General features: G+C 71.3%; 14 protein-coding genes. 9 read left to right on the top strand and 5 right to left on the bottom strand.

All coding sequences use genetic code 11. From position 1 onward, the window contains the following. The first annotated feature begins 115 nt into the window (after positions 1-115). The 4 genes from AB5J55_RS06220 (at position 116) to AB5J55_RS06205 (ending at position 5,257) form a co-directional block, all read left to right on the top strand. Positions 116-553, top strand: a complete 438-nt coding sequence (locus AB5J55_RS06220; protein WP_369276110.1) for a DUF4442 domain-containing protein — start codon at positions 116-118, stop codon at positions 551-553. Between the two features lie 389 nt (positions 554-942). Beyond that, complete coding sequence (locus tag AB5J55_RS06215; RefSeq protein ID WP_369269698.1) at positions 943-2,805, top strand: ricin-type beta-trefoil lectin domain protein; 1,863 nt, start codon at positions 943-945, stop codon at positions 2,803-2,805. Between the two features lie 187 nt (positions 2,806-2,992). Next, positions 2,993-4,540, top strand: a complete 1,548-nt coding sequence (locus AB5J55_RS06210) for a carboxylesterase/lipase family protein (RefSeq protein ID WP_369269697.1) — start codon at positions 2,993-2,995, stop codon at positions 4,538-4,540. 72 nt (positions 4,541-4,612) lie between these two features. Next, a complete protein-coding gene (locus tag AB5J55_RS06205; protein ID WP_369269696.1) occupies positions 4,613-5,257 on the top strand; it encodes a DedA family protein in 645 nt (214 codons plus the stop codon). 66 nt (positions 5,258-5,323) lie between these two features. Here AB5J55_RS06205 and AB5J55_RS06200 read toward each other — a convergent pair whose 3' ends face one another. Beyond that, a complete protein-coding gene (locus AB5J55_RS06200) occupies positions 5,324-5,854 on the bottom strand; it encodes a gamma carbonic anhydrase family protein (RefSeq protein ID WP_369269695.1) in 531 nt (176 codons plus the stop codon). Positions 5,855-5,969: 115 nt separating this feature from the next. On the opposite strand from AB5J55_RS06200, the gene AB5J55_RS06195 reads away from it, so the two are divergent. Continuing rightward, positions 5,970-6,824 (top strand): acyltransferase, encoded by an 855-nt coding sequence (locus AB5J55_RS06195; RefSeq protein ID WP_369269694.1) that lies wholly within the window; start codon positions 5,970-5,972, stop codon positions 6,822-6,824. A 1-nt stretch (position 6,825) separates the two neighbouring features. Here the strand turns inward: AB5J55_RS06195 and AB5J55_RS06190 are convergent, their stop codons facing one another. Further along, positions 6,826-7,683 carry an EamA family transporter gene (locus tag AB5J55_RS06190; protein ID WP_369269693.1) on the bottom strand — a complete coding sequence of 286 codons (858 nt, stop codon included), beginning with the start codon at positions 7,681-7,683 and terminating at the stop codon, positions 6,826-6,828. A 107-nt stretch (positions 7,684-7,790) separates the two neighbouring features. Between AB5J55_RS06190 and AB5J55_RS06185 the strand changes: the two genes are divergently transcribed. Both AB5J55_RS06185 and AB5J55_RS06180 read left to right on the top strand, forming a co-directional pair. Further along, positions 7,791-8,363, top strand: a complete 573-nt coding sequence (locus AB5J55_RS06185; protein WP_369269692.1) for a helix-turn-helix domain-containing protein — start codon at positions 7,791-7,793, stop codon at positions 8,361-8,363. 43 nt (positions 8,364-8,406) lie between these two features. Beyond that, a complete protein-coding gene (locus AB5J55_RS06180) occupies positions 8,407-8,964 on the top strand; it encodes a YbaK/EbsC family protein (protein WP_369269691.1) in 558 nt (185 codons plus the stop codon). A gap of 10 nt (positions 8,965-8,974) precedes the next feature. Here AB5J55_RS06180 and AB5J55_RS06175 read toward each other — a convergent pair whose 3' ends face one another. Then, on the bottom strand, positions 8,975-10,090 hold the full coding sequence (locus tag AB5J55_RS06175; RefSeq protein WP_369269690.1) for a cation diffusion facilitator family transporter: 1,116 nt from the start codon (positions 10,088-10,090) through the stop codon (positions 8,975-8,977). 80 nt (positions 10,091-10,170) lie between these two features. Here AB5J55_RS06175 and AB5J55_RS06170 point away from each other — a divergent pair, with 80 nt between their 5' ends. Together AB5J55_RS06170 and AB5J55_RS06165 are read left to right on the top strand one after the other, a co-directional pair. Then, a complete protein-coding gene (locus AB5J55_RS06170) occupies positions 10,171-10,530 on the top strand; it encodes an ArsR/SmtB family transcription factor (RefSeq protein ID WP_369269689.1) in 360 nt (119 codons plus the stop codon). A gap of 86 nt (positions 10,531-10,616) precedes the next feature. Continuing rightward, on the top strand, positions 10,617-12,002 hold the full coding sequence (locus AB5J55_RS06165; protein WP_369269688.1) for an SMI1/KNR4 family protein: 1,386 nt from the start codon (positions 10,617-10,619) through the stop codon (positions 12,000-12,002). Between the two features lie 14 nt (positions 12,003-12,016). Here the strand turns inward: AB5J55_RS06165 and AB5J55_RS06160 are convergent, their stop codons facing one another. After that, positions 12,017-13,240: a 4-hydroxybenzoate 3-monooxygenase gene (locus AB5J55_RS06160; RefSeq protein ID WP_369269687.1), complete on the bottom strand. Its 1,224-nt coding sequence runs from the start codon at positions 13,238-13,240 to the stop codon at positions 12,017-12,019. 135 nt (positions 13,241-13,375) lie between these two features. Beyond that, on the bottom strand, positions 13,376-13,795 hold the full coding sequence (locus tag AB5J55_RS06155) for a CoA-binding protein (RefSeq protein ID WP_369269686.1): 420 nt from the start codon (positions 13,793-13,795) through the stop codon (positions 13,376-13,378). Positions 13,796-13,885 lie beyond the last annotated feature (90 nt).

Below are 13,885 nucleotides of genomic sequence, written 5' to 3'. Positions count from 1 at the left end.
TCAGTCGCCCGTCACCTCCACTGTCCCCTTACGTCGACCACCTATCTGTTGCGTCACACGCCCTGTTCCCCGGAGCCTACTCGTGGGTAACATGACCCCCATGAGCGCAGACCAGATGTCGATCGGCGAGATGCTCGCCGCCACCGTGCCCATGGCCCGGACCCTGAACCTCGAGTTCCTGGAGACCACGCCGGAGAAGGCCGTGGTGGCTCTGCCGGACCAGGGTGAGTACCACAACCACGTGGGCGGGCCGCATGCCGGCGCCATGTTCACGCTCGGGGAGTCCGCCAGCGGGGCGATCGTGCTGGCTGCGTTCGGCGACCAGCTCTCGCGCGCCGTTCCGCTCGCCGTCAGCGCCGAGATCGCCTACAAGAAGCTCGCCATGGGTGCCGTCACCGCCACCGCGACGCTGGGCCGTCCGGCCGCCGACGTCGTCGCGGAGCTGGAGGCGGGGGAGCGGCCCGAGTTCCCCGTGGCCATTGAGATCCAGCGCGGTGACGGAGCCGTCACCGGGGAGATGACGGTCGTCTGGACGCTGCGTCCGAACGGCTGAGTCGGCCGCACGACGACGAAGAGGGGCCCCGCCGTGCGTGCGGGGCCCCTCTTCCGTGTCCCGGCCGACCGGCAGCGCTCATGTCGCCGGTCGATGCGGAGTTGAAGATTCCGTGGACCAAGTGTCCCTGGCTGCACACAACTTGGCGCACAACTCCGTGCCGCTATCGAATGCGGGTGCGGATACCGCCGGTAACTATTCCTGAATTTCTCGCCTTTTGAACGTCAGTCACTCGAACTTCTTGTTTCCAGTACGTCGCTTGTGCGAAAGTGAGCGGCCCGATAGCCGGTCCACAGGTGACGCGGCCTAGGTACGCACCAATCAGGCACCTGCTTTCCGACGGACGTGCTTTCCCCATGCCGTCCTGAGGCCGGGAAGGAAATGGTTCAGTGCAATCCCCTTACCCCCCACGACCCCCCTACCCGCCACGCCCCGGGGCGAGCCCCTCGGAGTCCGACCGCGATCTCGTCGCGAGGCTCGGCAAGGCCGGCGCGGACGCTCATGCCGTCGCGCTGCTGATGGCCCGGCACTGGCGTGCCACCTACGACTACGCGGCCATCTGCCTGGTGTCCACGGAGAGTTCGGCCTCCATGGTGGCCGCAGCCGCGTTCCATCGCGTGCTCGGCCGACCGGACGGCGGCGCCCTGCGTCCCCGCCTCCTCACCGCTGTAAGGGATCTGGTGAAGGAGTGGGCGGCAGACGGCCAAATTTCCGCTCTGTTGCCGGAACTCGGCAAACCGACGGGCGGCCGCGGGCTGCGTGCCGCGCGGTCCGAGACGCCCGAAAGGCGGCACATCGCCGAACGCGCTTTCCGTGCGCTGTCCGGGGCCTCGCAATGCCTTCTCTGGCACACCGAGGTCGAGGCGGAACCGATAACCATACCCGCTGGTCTGCTGGGAGTGGACGCGGTCACCGCGTCGGCCGCACTGGAGGGAGTGCGCGAGCAATTCAGGAGGGGTTGCGTCCGCGCCCACGGCGAACTCGCGCCCACCCGGGAATGCCGTTACTACAACCGTCTCCTGGATGTCCCCATTCGCCGGGGCGGTGCCCTGCTGCCCGACGTACAGCAGCATCTGACGGAATGCCGCTACTGCCGTCACGCCGCCGAGCAGCTCAGCCACTTCGAGGGCGGCCTCGAAGCGCTGCTCGCCGAGACCGTGCTCGGGTGGGGCGCCCGGCGCTATCTCGACTCCCGGCCCAGGCGGGGCGGCTCGGGGACGACACCGTTGCAAGGCCCGCGACACGGTGGGCGGCACCGTCCGGAGCGCCTGGCTCCGCCGCGCGTCCGTCCGAGGGCCGTCGCCATGGGGGTCGGTCTCACCGTTCTCGCGCTGCTCGTGACGGTCCTCGCCGCCAAGGGCTGGACCGAGGAGAGCGGCGTCCCCGCCCCGGGTGCCACCTGGGGCGCGCCCAGCGGCAAGACCGTCCACCCGGGCGCGGTGTCCCCGCCCTCGTCCGGCGGCTCACCGTCGGCCGCCTCGGCCGAGGACCCGGTCGAGATCGCTCAGGGTCGGCTCCGCAATCTCGGTCAGGGCCTGTGCCTGGACCTCCGCGACGGCACGATCCGCACCGGTGCCCGGGCCGAGCTGGCGGAGTGCTCGTCAGCCGCTTCCCAGCAGTGGTCGTACCGGGACAACGGCCTGCTGGGCAGTGCCGCCGACCCCACTCTCTGCCTCGACTCCGACGCCGACGAGGGCACGGTCGTCCTGGCGGACTGCCTCGCGCACGCCGGTGAGGTGCGCTACGACCTCACCGTCCACGGCGAACTGCTGCCACGCCGGTCCGAGGGGCTGGCCGTCGCGTCCGGTGAGGGCGTGAGCGTGGTGGTCGCCGAACGGGACGGGTCCGAGGCGCAGCGCTGGATGCTCGACGGCGGGCTCGCGGACGTGCGCGGAGAGGAATCCGGCTCCGAGAGGACACAGGAGAAGAGAGGGGCAAAGCCGGAGGAGAAGAAGGGGCAGGAGAACGGGGCACCCGCGCAGCCCGACGCCCCCTCGGAACCCGGCCACGGGTCGCCGGACAACACCGTCCCCCAGCCGCCCGACGCGGAGTCTCCGCGCGACGAGCAGGACCTGCCGGAGGGGGACCCGCAGTCGCCCTACGAGACGCGATACGTCCAGGACGACTCCGGCAACGAAGCCGAGCCCGCCACCCCCGTCGACGCCGTCGTGGCCCTCCCTGCCAAGGTGCCGGCCACGGTCTCCACGGTCGTGGGCGCGGCCGGCGCGACGCTCGACTCCGCCCTGCGCTAGGCCTTCCGTCAGGTCAGGGGTCACCCCGCAGGGGTGACCCCTTCATCGTTGCCTGCGTCATTCGGCCGTTTCTTGTGCACCGTGTTGACACGAGTAACTGACGCTCATAGTTTTCCCGCCGCGCCCAGCAGCCCCATTTGAACTTTCGACAGTGGACAAATATGGAGGTGGACCGGTGTTACGTCGTATGTCCGTCGCGCTGATGGCCCTCGCGGCCGCGCTCGTCACGCCCGCGCCCGCGCAAGCCGCCGCCGACCCGCCGGTCGTCCGCACGGACGCGGGCTGGGTGCGGGGCGAGAACACCGCCGAGGGCAGACAGTTCCTCGGCATCCCCTACGCCGAGCCGCCCGTCGGGAGGCTCCGCTGGAGGGAGCCGCGTCCGGTCCGGCCCTGGCAAGGAGTGCGTACGGCACGGGACTTCGGCAACACGTGTGTGCAGAACGCCAGTTGGGACCCCGGTTATGAGCAGCCCAGCCACACCGAGGACTGTCTCGACCTCAATGTGTACGTCCCCGAAGGCGCCACCCGTCGCGCGGTCCTGGTCTGGTTCCACGGCGGAGGGCTCACCGCCGGGGCCGGTCGGGACGTCGTCCCCGACACCTTCGCCAGGCAGACCGGCACCGTAGTCGTGACCGTGAACTACCGCCTCGGGGCGATGGGCTTCCTCGCCACGGCCGGGCTCGACGGCGAGGCGCGCGACGGCGTCTCCGGCAACTTCGGCATGCTCGACCAGCAGGCCGCACTGCGCTGGGTGCGCGCCAGCATCGGCCGCTTCGGCGGCGATCCGGCCCGCGTGACCATCGCGGGCGAGTCGGCGGGCGGCCGCTCCGTCTGCACCCAGCTCGCCTCGCCGACGGCGAAGGGGCTGTTCCGGGCCGGGATCATGCAGAGCGGGGCGTACGGCGACTGCGGTGCCCGTCCGCACGGTACGGCCGTGGCCCAGGGTGCCGACTTCGCGCACAAGCTCGGATGTGCCGACCTGGCCTGTCTGCGCGCCAAGCCGGCTGCCGAGGTCCTGGCCGCCCAGAGCGCGTTCGACTGGGCGCCGGTGGTCGGCGGCGACTTTCTGCCGAGGCAGCCCGAGGAGGCGTTCGCCCGCGGGGCCGCCGCGGGCGTGCCGGTCATGAACGGGGCCAACCAGGACGAGGGCCGGCTGTTCGCCTTCGCCCGGTTCGACCTCAGCGGAGCCCCGCTCACCGCCGAGCGGTACCCGGCCGTCATGCGGGAGGACTACGGCGACGAGGCCCTCGCGCGCTACCCGCTGTCCGCCCACCCCTCGCCGACCATCGCGTACGCCACCGCCCAGGGCGACCAGCTGTTCGCCTGCCCGGCGCTCCGCCTCGACGGCACCCTCGCCGGACGCGGCAAGGTCTACGCGTACGAGTTCGCCGACCGCACCTCCCCGCCCTTCGCCTCCCTGCGCAACCTCGGCACGGACTTCGACTTCGGCGCGACCCACGTCAACGAGGTGCAGTACCTCTTCAAGCACTTCGGCCTCCGGTCACCGCTGAACGCCGAGCAGCGGACGCTGGCGCGGCAGATGATCCAGTACTGGGGGTCCTTCGTCCGCGACGGAGTGCCGCGCGCCACAGGACAGCCCGCGATGCCGAGCCGGCCCGGGACGGTGCTGTCCCTGCGCACCTCGTCCGCCGGCGGGAACGCGCCGAGCACCGCTGTGCACCGTGCGCACCAGTGCAACCTGTGGGACGCCGAGACCGTCACTCAGAACGGGTAGGCTGCCCCGGCGCACGCTCACGACCGAGCGTGCGCCGGGAACGCAGGGTGCACGACATGGGAGGAAGCGGCGTTGCACGTCCAGGAATGGCTCGAAACGGTGCCCCCGCTCGCCATCTATCTGCTGGTCGGCGTGGTCATCGGTCTGGAGAGCCTGGGCATCCCGCTGCCCGGCGAGATCATCCTGGTCTCCTCGGCGCTGCTCGCCTCACAGCACGGTGAGATCGACCCCTTCGTGCTGGGCGCCTGCGCGACGGCGGGCGCGATCATCGGTGACTCCATCGGCTACGCGATCGGCCGCAGGGGCGGCCGCCCGCTGCTGGCCTGGCTGGGCGCGAAATTCCCCAAGCACTTCAGCGAGGGCCATATCGCCACCGCCGAGCGCTCCTTCCAGAAGTGGGGCATGTGGGCCGTCTTCTTCGGCCGCTTCGTCGCCCTGCTGCGCATCTTCGCCGGGCCCCTCGCGGGCGTCCTGCGGATGCCGTACTGGAAGTTCCTGATCGCCAACGTCTTCGGCGGCATCCTCTGGGCGGGCGGCACGACCGCGGTCATCTACTACGTCGGAGTGGTCGCCGAGTCCTGGCTGAAGCGCTTCTCGTGGCTGGGCCTGGTGGCGGCGGTTCTGGTCGGTCTGACCTCGATGCTGATCCTGAAGCGCAAGGCGAAGAAGGCGCAGGTCGCACAGAAGGAGCCGGAACCGGTGGCTGCCGGGGACTGAACGCCCCTCGAGGGGCCCGGGGAACCGCGCGATCAGCCCCCACGAACCCGCGGACCGCGTAGGACCCTAGGCCCCGTGCTCCTCCCGGTGAGCCTTAGCCAACTCCGCATACATGGTTCCGTTGAGCGTGACGCCCTGACGCTCTTCCTCTGTCAGCTCACGCTTCACCTTCGCCGGAACCCCGGCGACCAGGGACCCGGGCGGCACCTGCATGCCCTGCGGCACCAGAGCCTGAGCAGCGACCAAGGACCCGGCCCCGATCACCGCACCGTTCAGGACAGTCGCCCCCATCCCGATCAGACAGTCGTCCTCAACGGTCGCGCCATGCACCACGGCGTTGTGCCCGACCGACACCCTCTCCCCGATGGTCACCGGGAACCCGGGGTCGGCGTGCAACGTGCAGTTGTCCTGAACATTGGACTCGGCCCCGACAGAGATCCGCTCCACGTCACCCCGCACGACGGCGCCGTACCAGACGCTGGCTCCCGCCTCCAGCGTCACGTCCCCGATCACCGACGAGGTCGGTGCCACGAACGCAGCTTCGTCGATCTTCGGTTCCCGGCCCCCGATGCCCATGACCAGCGCCTTCTGCGTCATCGCCCTCTCCTCACCGCAAACGTCGTAGACACTGCGCACGGTACGCCACCCGGTAGGGCGAAGATCACAGGCCCTCGACCTCATAAGGGCCCGGCACGCTAAGTACGGTAAGCGGGTGCCCAAGCGCAAGAACACGTTCTCGTCCTGGCGGCGCAGCCTCACACAGCGCGCCGTCCACGCGGGCTGGGCCTGGGTGCAGCGCACGGGGTCGGTGACGTCCGAGAACCCCGGCCGCTTCCACTTCGGCTCGATCGGTGAGGCCACCCGGCTGGCCTTCCCGCTCGGCACGGTATTCGGCGAACCCTGGATCCACCTCGGCTCCCACTGCATCGTCGGCGAGCAGGTGACGCTGACGGCCGGTCTGATGCCCGACCTGGACCTCGGCCCGGAGCCGATCCTGCGGATAGGGGACGGCGTCGTGCTGGGCCGCGGCAGCCATGTCATCGCCGACACGACGGTCACCATCGGCAGCGACTGCTACTTCGGGCCGTATGTGTACGTCACGTCCACGAACCACTCGTACGACGATCCGCACGAGCCCATCGGCAAGCAGTGGCCGCGGATGGAGCCGGTCGAGATCGGCCCGGGGTGCTGGATCGGTACCGGGGCCGTGATCCTGCCCGGGGCGCGGATCGGGCGGAACGTCGTGGTCGCAGCCGGTGCGGTGGTCCGGGGCGTGGTGCCCGACCATGCCGTCGTCGCGGGGGCGCCCGCCCGTGTCGTACGGCGTTGGACCCCCGACGACGGCTGGCAGCCGCCGCTTCGGACCCCAGCGCCCGTGCCGATACCCGACGGGATCACTCCCGGACAACTGCAGGCGCTGGCCGAGTTGGACGACGAGACGGTGGCGAAGCTGGCGGAGCTGGACGAGAAGGCCGCGGCGCAGCGGGACGGGCTGGACGACAGGGCGGCGGCGAAGCCGGCTGAGCCGGCGGCTGTCGAACTCGCCGATCTGGACGCGGAGTCCTGAGTCAGCCGGTCGCCAGCAGCAGCGTGCCCACCAGTGCGAGCCCCGCACCCGCCGCCTGCACTCCCCGCAACCGCTCCCTGAGGAAGCCGCGCGCGGCCACCGCCGTCACCACCGGGTAGAGCGAGGCGAGCACGGCGGCCACGGTGACCGGGCCGTGGTGGGCGGCGACCACATAGGTGCCGTTCGCCGCCACATCGGCGAGACCGACGAAGGCGAACGCCGGCAGGGCCCGCCAGGGAAAGGTGCCGTCCGGGAGCGCGGCGGCGCCCCGCCGCACAGAGGCGTACAGGGCGAGGCCGCCCGCCACCACGTTGACCACACGCTGGACGAAGAGCGCGAGGAACAGGCCCGTGATGGTGGTGGACGCCTCCGCAATCAGCGCGAACACCGCGCCGAAACCGAAGGCCGCGACCAGCGTGAGCAGGATGGCCTGCCGCTGCACGGGTGCGCCCCGCAGTTGCGGTCCGCCCGCGAGCGCCACACCGAGCACGGCGACGGCGATCCCCGCGACCTGCATCACTCCTGGCCGCTCGCCGAGGAAGAGGCCGACCCCGACCGGGACGGCCACGCCGACCGTGCCGAGCGGGGAGACCACGCCCATCGGGCCCAGCGCGAGCGCCTTGTAGAAGCAGAGCAGGGCGACCGGGCCCACCACTCCGGCGGCGACCGCGAACCAGAGCTGGTCACCGGCCTCACCCCAGGCGCCGGTGGCGACCACGATCACGCCGAGCACGGTCGCGGCGATCCCCTGCGAGACGACGACCACCGTCAGGGCCGGGGTGCGTCGCGTCAGCAGTCCGCCGCCGAAGTCCGCCAGCCCCCACAGCAGGCTGGTGGCCAGGGCGAAGAGTGCTGTCACGAGTGCCTCGCAGTACAGTTCGGTGCACGATAGGGTGCAGCTCACCGTAGTACAGGCGAGTGGACCCTGTCATTCAGAATATTTGACTCCGCAACGTTGGACGGAATGTGTCGGACCTCGACCTGCTGACCCAGTCCCTGGCGCGCAACGTCAAGCGCTGGCGCACCGAGCGCGGCTTCACCCTGGACACGCTCGCCGCGCGTGCCGGGGTCAGCCGCGGCATGCTCATCCAGATCGAACAGGCCCGCACGAACCCGAGCCTCGGCACCGTGGTCAAGATCGGCGACGCGCTCGGGGTCAGCATCACGACCCTCCTCGACTACGAGCAGGGCCCGAAGGTGCGCGTCGTCCCGCCCGAGCAGGTGGTCCGGCTGTGGCACACCGACGCGGGCAGCTACAGCAGGCTCCTCGCCGGTACGGAGGCGCCCGGTCCGCTGGAGATGTGGGACTGGAAACTGATGCCGGGCGAGAGCAGCGGATCGGACCCGCATCCCGCCGGCACGGTCGAGATCGCCCATGTCACGGCGGGCGAACTGACCCTGACCGTCGAGGGTGTGGAGTACCGCGTCGCGGCCGGCTCCAGCGTCACGTTCGACGCCAACGCCCCGCACGGCTACGCCAATCAGGGCGACGTACCGATGCAGATGACCCTGACGGTCTCGGTCCCCCTCGTGCACTGAGACGCCCGGCCGGAAGCCTCCGCGGTCCTGTTAGCGTGCGCTCATGGACGCACCCATCGGACACTTCGACACCGCCGCCCCCGCCCCGGACTGCCTCGACGAGCTCACCCGACCGGTCGCCGACGCCGTACGCCAGTGGCACGGCAGCGTCCCCGCCGAGCAGATCATCTACGTCGAGACCGATCCGCAGTGGGCCGACACCGCCGTGTTCGTGGAGCACTACGGACAGGAACTCCTCGAACAGTCCGCGAACTGCGTCGTCGTCGCGGGCAAGCGCGGCGGCGGGACGACACTGGCCGCGTGCGTCGTGCTGTCCACCACCCGGGTCGACGTCAACGGCGTGGTGCGCCGTCAACTGGGTGCCCGCAAGGCGTCGTTCGCCTCGATGGACACGGCGACCGGCGAGACCGGCATGGAGTACGGCGGCATCACCCCGATCGGGCTCCCCGACGGCTGGCCGGTGCTGGTGGACTCGGCCGTCCTCGACCTGCCGTACGTCCTGGTCGGCAGCGGCCGGCGGCGCGGCAAGCTGCTGGTGCCGGGCAAGGCGTTCGCCGAGCTGCCGGGGGCGGTCGTACTGGAGGGGCTCGGCGTCGCCTGAGCACACGGGCTCAGGCCGCGGTGTGGTGGGCGAGGGCGTGGTGCGGATCCGCCTCGCCCGGCACCGGTGCCGGGTCGGCGTGGACCAGGGCCGCGGTGAGCCGGGGTACGGCGTGCAGCAGCGCGTGTTCGGCGTCGACGGCGATGGCGTGCGCCTGCCGTACCGTCGCCTCGCCGTCCACGACGACCGCCACCTCGGCGCGCAGCCGGTGCCCGATCCAGCGCAACCGCAACTCGCCGACCCCGCGCACGCCCTGGACCTCCCGCAGCGCCCGCTCGGCCCGGTCCACCAGGGCCGGGTCCACGGCGTCCATCACCCGCCGGAACACCTCGCGCGCCGCGTCCCGCAGCACCAGCGTGATCGCGGCCGTGATCGCCAACCCCACGATCGGGTCCGCGAGTTGCCACCCCAGCGCAGCACCGCCCGCGCTCAACAGGACGGCAAGTGAGGTGAATCCGTCCGTACGCGCGTGCAGGCCGTCCGCCACCAGCGCGGCCGAGCCGATCGCCCGGCCGACCCGGATCCGGTAGCGGGCCACCCACTCGTTGCCCGCGAACCCGACGAGCGCCGCCACGGCCACGGCCGGGATCTGCTGCATGGGGCGCGGGTCGAGAAGGCGGTCGAGGGCTGTCCACGCCGCGAAGGCCGCGGACGCCGCGATCGTCAGCACGATGGCGATGCCGGCGAGATCCTCGGCCCGTCCGTAGCCGTAGGTGAAGCGGCGAGTGGCCGCGCGCCGGCCCAGGACGAAGGCGATGCCGAGAGGTACGGCGGTCAGCGCGTCCGCGGTGTTGTGCACCGTGTCGCCGAGCAGCGCCACCGACCCGGACGCGACCACCACGACCGCCTGGGCGAGTGCCGTCACACCGAGGACCGCCAGCGAGACCCACAGGGCGCGCATGCCGCGGGCCGAGGACTCCAGGGCGGAGTCGAGCTTGTCGGCCGTCTCATGGGAGTGGGGGGTGAGGAGGTGGGCGAGGCGTCGGCGGAGGCCGGTGGGGGAGCGGTCGTGCCGGTGGGGGTGGTCGTGCGGGTGGGGATGGTCGTGCGCGTGCTCGTGCCGGCTCGCCGGGCCCCGGCCGTGACCGTGCCCATGGTGGTGCTCGTGCTCGTGCCGGTCGCCCACGGCATTCCCCTTCCGTCGTGAGTGTGGAGGTCCGCTGCGCAGATGTGGACGCGGGCCGTCCATGAGGCCATTATGTGCGTATGAGCGCACGCATGCACCTATCAACTGCGCACGATGCGCACCCGCGCACCCCGGGCGAGGAGCAGTTCGCGCTCGCCGCCGAACTCCTCGCCCTGGTGGGCGACCGCACCCGCCTCACGCTGTTGCACGCCCTGACGGCGGGCGAGGCCGATGTCACGACCCTCACCGAGGCCTGCGGCGCGGCTCGGCCCGCCGTCAGCCAGCATCTGGCACGGCTGCGTCTCGCCGGTCTGGTGAACACGCGCAAGGAGGGCAGGCGGGTGATCTACTCGCTCCGCGACGGCCATCTGCGCCGCCTCGTCGACGAGGCGCTGAACGTGGCGGACCACCGGCTCAGCGACCGGCCGCTGCACGACTGAAGCCGGTCGCCCCGCCCGGCGGACGAACGGCCGATCTCAGCGATAATCGGCTCCGTCACGACCGACGGAACGACCGGAGGCCACCGTTGCCCTCGATACATGACTTCGCAACCTGGGAACCCATCCTGCGGGTCCTACGGGCGAGCAACGAGGAGCGCTTGACAGCTCCGGGCGGCTATGTGACCGGCCAGATCGGCGTGTACGGGTGGAGCGTGCCCGTGCGGCGCCGGTCACCGGAGCCGGGACGAGCCGCCCAGGTCGAGGACATGCAGGACGAGTGGGACGCGGTCGAGGTGGTGCGCAACGCTCTCCTGGAAGCCGAAACCGACGACATCGCCTTCGTGGCCGAGATCTCGCCGGCGGGTCGGACCGTGCTCCATCTGATCAGTTGTGGCCCCGCCGCGGATCCCGGTATCGCCGGTCCGTACCCGGGCTCTCTCCTCCTGGTCGAGGACGCCGTGGCCGAGCCGTGGCGCCGCCTGCCCGATCCGATGCCCGGCGCGGTGCCGGCACCATCGGCGGACCCGGCGCAGCTGGAACGGACCCTGCGCGAGCGGCTCCCCGACGCCATCGGCGCCACCGAGGCGGAGATCGCCGCCGCGGAAGCACGCCTCGGCGTCGCGCTGCCCGACGAACTCAAGGCGCTCTACCGGGTGACGCGGGCGCGGTGGGCGGACTGGGGCGACTACGAGACGGCGGAAGTCGTCTACGACGCAGTCGGCTGTGAACTCCTCGCGTTGGAGGACCTGTTCGTCGCCGACGCCTCCTCCCGCCCGTGCCGCTGGGAGTTCGCGGCGATGGAGGCGGTCGTCACCCCGCCCGACGCCGCGGTGCAGCAACTGGTCGGCTCACCCGGCTGGATCGTCTTCGGCGACAACGGCGGCGGCGACCGTATCGCGGTCGACCTGACACCCGGTCCGCGCGGGCACCTCGGGCAGATCGTCATGCTCAGCCACGAGTGGAACATCGGCGCCGAACTGCTCGCCGACTCGCTGACCGATCTGGTGCTGAACGGGAAGAGGGGGGAAGCGGGCGGCGACTCTCGCGGGGACCGGCCGCCGGCCGTGGTGTGGGTCAACAGCAGCAGCCTGACCAGCATCCAGGCCGCCGCCCACCCCGAGCTGGAAGCGCTGAGCATCGGTGTGTGGGACGGAGAGCCGTTCAGCCTCGCGCCCCTCACCGGCCTGCCCCGCCTGCGCACCCTCACCGCATACGCCGGCACACTCGCCGACCCGCAGGAGATCGCCGAGCTGACCGGGCTGGAGTTCCTGAAGCTCGGCCCGCAGGAGTGGCGCGCCCTGCTCGCCGCCGGGGCCGTCCCGCGCAGCCTGTCGGCCGCCGCCATCCAGGTGGACGGGGCCCCGCACCCGCTCCCGATCGTGGACCTCGCCAACGAGATCCTCGCCCTGTGGGACCGTCCCCCGATCACCCGGACCGTCCTCGAAGGCGACCTCGGTCCCGAGGTGGCGTAGTCAGGCGTCAATAGTCAGGCGTCAACGTGCTTGCCCAGGTACTGCTCCGCGAACGCCATCGCCGCGGTCGGGGAGCCGAAGATGCGGCGGAGGCGGGCGAGCGTGGTGCCCGCGCGGTACGGGTCGCCCGAGGACGTGCCGTGGTAGACCTCGGAGAGCCAGTGGGAGAACTCCTGGTAGTCCCACACCCGGTTCAGGCAGGCCTGCGAGTATCCGTTCAGGCCGGTGCTGTCGCCCTTCGTCAGGTGGGCGACGAGCCCGTCGCCGAGCAGGAAGGCGTCGTGCAGGGCGAGGTTCATGCCCTTGGCGGCGATGTGGGCGGTCAGGTGGGCGGCATCGCCGGCCAGGAAGAGTCGGCCGAACACCATGGGCTCGACCACGTAGTTGTGCATGTCGAGGACGCGCTTCTCGATGAGGCGCCCCTCCGTCAGCGGCGGCACGCCGTTCGCCCCGAGGCGTTGCTGCAGCTCCGTCCAGACCCGGTCGTGCGACCAGTTCTCCGGGTCGTCGCCGGGCGGGCACTCGAGGTAGTAGCGGGTGACCCCGGCGCTGCGCGGCATGTGGCCGGCGAACCCGCTGGGATGCATGCCGAACAGGACGCAGTCGGAGGACGGCGGCGCCTCGGCGAGCAGCGCCAGCCACCCGATGCCGTAGTCGCTGCGGGAGATGCGGGCACGGTCGGCGGGAAGCGCGGCCCGCGTCACGCCGCGCGCCCCGTCGCAGCCCGCCACGAAGTCGCAGTGCACGACCTCCCGTTGCCCCGTCTCCGGGCAGGTGTACGAGACCGAGGGCCGGTCGGTGTCGAGGTCGTGCAGCTGCACGTCCCGCACGCCGAAGCGTATGGCGCCCTCGCGCACGTCCGCGTACTCGCGCACCAGGTCCGTCACCAGGAACTGCTGGGGGTAGACCCAGTGATGAGCGCCCGTCAGCTGTGCGTACTCGAACCGGTAGCGCTCCCCGGCGAACCGGAACTCACACTCGGTGTGCCGCTGTGCCCGCTCCAGCAGGGTGTCCGCGAGGCCTCGCTGCTCGAGTCCGCGTACGGCCCACTCCTCGATGACGCCGGCCCGCGGCCGCTGCTCGATGGACTGGCGTGTCTCGATCTCCAGGACCAGACAGTCGACGGACGCCGCCCGCAGGATGTTCCCGAGGGTGAGGCCGGCCGGGCCGGCGCCCACGATGACGACCGGAAAGCGCTGCGAGGCGGTGGAGTCGGAGTGGGGGGAGGTGGAGGTCACCCGAGCATTATGGGCTGGCCCTCGGAGGGAGGGGAGGGTTCCGGGGCGGCTCGGCGCAGCGGCGGCGCGGCGAAACGGTGACGCGGTGAAATGGTGACGTGATGAAACGGCGGCTCGCGCAGGTGCGACCCAGTGTCAGTGGTGGGGCCGGCCGAGGCGCGGTATCTCGATCGCCGGGCAGCGGTCCATGACCATCTCCAGTCCGGCCGCGCGCGTGCGCTCGTACGCCGCCTCGTCGATGACGCCCAGCTGGAACCAGACCGCCTTGGCGCCCTTGGCGACCGCGTCGTCGGCGATCGGGCCGGCGAGGTCGCTGTTCACGAAGACGTCGACCACGTCCACGTCGAAGGGGATGTCCGCCAGGGAGGCATAGCCGCGCTCGCCATGGACCGTCTCCGCCTTGGGATGGACAGGAACGATGCGCTTGCCGTAGTGCTGCAGTACATCGGCGACCCCATAGGCAGCCCGCCGCTCGTTCGACGACAGGCCCACGACGGCCCAGGTGTCGCCCAGTTCGGTGAGGATCCTGCGGACCGCTGCCTCGTCGCCGTACACCGTCGGCCTCCCTGTGCTTCGTACGTACCCGTGTCTCGTACAACAGCCGTCCAGCTGCTCTCATGACCGACAACGGCCGACGACCCCCGA

Source organism: Streptomyces sp. R11 (assembly GCF_041051905.1).
Classification (GTDB): domain Bacteria; phylum Actinomycetota; class Actinomycetes; order Streptomycetales; family Streptomycetaceae; genus Streptomyces.
The sequence above is the reverse complement of the archived record's forward strand: the minus strand, read 5'-3'. Positions and strand labels throughout refer to the sequence as shown.